4 protein-coding genes are annotated in these 3512 nt (G+C 68.5%); 3 read left to right on the top strand and 1 reads right to left on the bottom strand.

What is annotated here, in order from left to right; all coding sequences use genetic code 11:
- The 3 genes from N878_RS15350 to N878_RS15340 form a co-directional block, all read left to right on the top strand.
- A partial coding sequence (locus N878_RS15350) for an ATP-binding cassette domain-containing protein (RefSeq protein WP_021444504.1) occupies positions 1-263 on the top strand: 263 nt, incomplete at its 5' end.
- Position 264: 1 nt separating this feature from the next.
- On the top strand, positions 265-1530 hold the full coding sequence (locus N878_RS15345) for an ABC transporter permease (RefSeq protein ID WP_021444503.1): 1266 nt from the start codon (positions 265-267) through the stop codon (positions 1528-1530).
- 260 nt (positions 1531-1790) lie between these two features.
- A complete protein-coding gene (locus N878_RS15340) occupies positions 1791-2312 on the top strand; it encodes a DUF3299 domain-containing protein (RefSeq protein ID WP_021444502.1) in 522 nt (173 codons plus the stop codon).
- Positions 2313-2455: 143 nt separating this feature from the next.
- Here N878_RS15340 and N878_RS15335 read toward each other — a convergent pair whose 3' ends face one another.
- Positions 2456-3502 (bottom strand): tetratricopeptide repeat protein, encoded by a 1047-nt coding sequence (locus N878_RS15335; RefSeq protein ID WP_051365820.1) that lies wholly within the window; start codon positions 3500-3502, stop codon positions 2456-2458.
- Positions 3503-3512: the final 10 nt, after the last annotated feature.

The raw sequence follows: 3512 nt of genomic DNA, 5'->3' as shown, positions 1-3512 counted from the left end.
ACGAGCTGTCGATCGGCCAGCAGCAGCGTGTCGCCGCCGCCCGCGCGCTGATCGGCCAGCCGGAACTGGTGATCGCCGACGAACCCACCTCGGCGCTGGACTTCGATGCCCGCGAGGCCTTCCTCCAGCTGCTGTTCGCCGAATGCCGCGCGGCCGGCGCCAGCCTGCTGTTCGTCAGCCACGACCAGAGCCTGGCGCCGCTGTTCGACCGCAGTCTGTCGCTGGCCGAACTCAACCGCGCCACGCGCCCGCAGGAGGCCTGAGATGCATTTGATCCGCATCGCCCTGGCCAGCCTGGCCAACCGCCGTTTTACCGCCCTGCTCACGGTGTTCGCCATCGCCCTGTCGGTGTGCCTGCTGCTGGCGGTGGAACGGGTGCGCACCGAGGCGCGCGCCAGCTTCGCCAACACCATCAGCGGCACCGACCTGATCGTCGGCGCGCGCTCGGGCAGCGTCAACCTGCTGCTGTATTCGGTGTTCCGCATCGGCAACGCCACCAACAATATCCGCTGGGACAGCTTCGAGCGCTTCGCCGAGCACCGCCAGGTCAAATGGGCCATCCCCATCTCCCTCGGCGACTCGCACCGCGGCTACCGGGTGATGGGCACCAGCGCCGCCTATTTCGAGCACTACCGCTACGCCCGCAGCCAAGAGCTGCAGCTGACCCAGGGTCGCGCCTTCGCCGAGGATCCCTTCGAGGTGGTGCTCGGCGCCGAAGTGGCCCAGGCCCTGGGCTACGACCTCGGCGAGCAGATCGTCCTGGCCCATGGCGTGGCCCGCATCAGCCTGGTCAAGCACGACGACAAGCCGTTCACCGTGGTCGGCATCCTCGCCCGCACCGGCACCCCGGTGGACCGCACCCTGCATATTTCCCTGGCCGGCATGGAGGCGCTGCACGTCGACTGGCAGAACGGCATGCCGGCGCGCGGCGCGGCGCAGGTCAGCGCCGAGCAGGCGCGTGCCATGGACCTGCAACCCCAGCAGATCACCGCGATGCTGCTGGGCCTGAACAGCAAGATCGCCACCTTCAGCCTGCAGCGCGAGATCAACGAGTTCCGCGGCGAACCCTTGCTGGCGATCCTCCCCGGGGTGGCCCTGCAGGAGCTGTGGAGCCTGATGGGCACGGCCGAGCAGGCGCTGTTCGTGGTCTCGCTGTTCGTCGTGCTGACCGGCCTGATCGGCATGCTCACGGCGATCCTCACCAGCCTTAACGAACGCCGCCGCGAGATGGCGATCCTGCGCTCGGTGGGCGCGCGGCCCTGGCATATCGCCAGTTTGCTGGTGCTGGAGGCCTTCGCCCTGGCCCTGGCCGGCGTGCTGCTCGGCCTGCTGCTGCTGTACCTGGGCATCGCCGCCAGCCAGGGCCATGTGCAGGCCAACTACGGCCTGTACCTGGCGCTCAATGCGCCGTCGAGTTACGAATGGAAGCTGCTTGGCGCCATCCTCGCCGCCGCCCTGCTGATGGGCAGCGTGCCGGCCTGGCGTGCCTACCGCCAGTCGCTGGCCGATGGCCTGTCGATCAGGCTCTGAGAGCCTGTTCATGATCTGCTGCGCGTCGGCGCTACTGCGTTAAAAACAAGCTCGGAAAGCCGCTTGCGGCTAACGCACTTCAGTGCGGCCCCGAAGGGGCGAGCGGAGCGAGTAATGCTCATGTACAAAAAGTACACTCCGCTTCCTCCCTTGTTTTTGCCTTGTATCGCTCTAGCTCGCAAGATCGTGAACAAGGCTCTGAGGCAAAGTGGGCCGCGCCTGGCGTACACTGCGCGGGCGCTCCTACAACGAGGTTTTCCATGTCCCGCCCCCTGCTCGCCACCCTGCTGCTCTCGCTGGCCCTGCCGCTGGCCGCCGCCGAGGTGCGCGAACTCACCTGGTCCGAACTGGTGCCGGCCGATGCGCCGCCGCAGCAGATGGACGCCGCCCCTATCCACGACCTCTCGCAGCTGGCCGACGCCCTGGCCGAGTCCGGCCCGGCGGCCATGCAGCAATCGCCGGCCGCACCGGTGGTGAAGGAACTGGACGGCCAGGCCATCAAGCTGCCCGGCTACATAGTGCCGCTGGACGTGACCGACGAAGGCCGGGTGATCGAGTTCCTCCTGGTGCCCTACTTCGGCGCCTGCATCCACGTGCCGCCGCCGCCGTCGAACCAGATCGTGCACGTCACCAGCGAGCTGGGCGTGCTGCTCGATGCGCTGTACCAGCCGTTCTGGGTCGAGGGGCCACTGAAGGTCGAGCACGTCAGCAGCGAACTGGCCGAGGTCGGCTACCAGATGACGGCGGACAAGATCTACGCTTACGAGCTGCCCGATAGCTGAGCCGCCCGCGACACAAAACGAAAAAGCCAGACCCCAGGGTCTGGCTTTTTCGTTGGCACAGGCTGCGCTAGCGCCGGTGTAGGAGTGGCTCTAGCCGCGAAACCCTCGCCGCGCTGCGCACGCCGCCCCCAAGGGTCGCTGGCCTAGCTGCGACTGGCGACTCGGTTTTCCTGCTCGAAGCGCAGCTCGCTTTCCGCCCACTGGCGCCAGGAGCGCACCTTGCTGCGTTCGGCGCCGCTGCGCTCGGCACGCGCCAGCGCCTCCAGGCCGGCCTGCCAGCGCGCCTGCTCCAGCTCCAGCTGGGCGACGTACAGCCAGTGCTTGCCGTTGCCGCTGCGCTCGGCCAGTGGGCGCAGCACACGCACCGCTGCGGCGCGATCGCGCGCCTGCCACCAGAACAGGCCCAGACGCTCCTGGCGCGCCGCGGTGTTGGCCAGCAGGCCGCTGTCGAGCATGCCGGCAAGCAGCTTGGCGCCCTGCCAGGGTTGATCCGCTGCGCCGGCGAGCAGCACCAGGTTGTCCAGCTCGGACTCGCTGAAACGCAGACCCTTGCTGTGCGCCGCACGCAGGGTGGCCAGCGCCTTGTCCTGGCTGCCGGCCATCTGCTGCAGCCCGGCCAACTGGTGCCAGCCCTTGGCGTCGTCCGGCTTACGTGCCAGCAGCTGGCGCTGCCAGCGCTCGGCCTGGGCATAGCGCTTGAGGTCGGCGTTGACGCCCACCAAAAACTGCAGCCAGATATCGCCGGCCTTGGGGTTGGCCTGTACGTAACGCTCGGCCAGCGGCAAGGCCTTGGCCGGCTGGTTCAGGCCCTGGTAGGCCTGCACCAGCAGCTGCAACACTTCTTCGGAGGCCTTGCCCTGCTCCGGCGCCAGTAACTCCACCACCTTGGCGAAACGGTGCTCGCCGAGGTTGAGCTTGGCCAGGTTGAGGCGTTCGCCGGCGAGCATCTGCTCGTCCAGCTTGCCGCTGCGCACGGCCTTGTCCAGCCAGTCGATGGCCTGGCCGTTGTGGCCGGCCGACCAGGCCACATAGGCCTGGCTGCGCCAGATCAGCGCCTCTTCGAGGCTGCCGCTCTTGGCCTCGGCGGCCTCCAGCGCCTGGCGCGCCGCGCCGTGATCGCCCTTCTGCTGCGCCGCCTGCGCGGCGTTGAGGGCGCGGAACACGGCCGGGTCGATGGTTTGCTGGGCCATGCCGGGCACG

Origin of the sequence: Pseudomonas sp. EGD-AK9 (assembly GCF_000465935.2) — a bacterium.
Lineage (GTDB): Bacteria > Pseudomonadota > Gammaproteobacteria > Pseudomonadales > Pseudomonadaceae > Aquipseudomonas.
This window is presented reverse-complemented; position numbering and strand designations above follow the sequence as displayed.

Bases quoted from the DNA above. Each gene is read 5' to 3' on its own strand.
- N878_RS15340 (WP_021444502.1), top strand. From the start codon at position 1,791: ATGTCCCGCCCCCTGCTCGCCACCCTGCTGCTCTCGCTGGCCCTGCCG.
- N878_RS15335 (WP_051365820.1), bottom strand. From the start codon at position 3,502: ATGGCCCAGCAAACCATCGACCCGGCCGTGTTCCGCGCCCTCAACGCC.
- N878_RS15345 (WP_021444503.1), top strand. From the start codon at position 265: ATGCATTTGATCCGCATCGCCCTGGCCAGCCTGGCCAACCGCCGTTTT.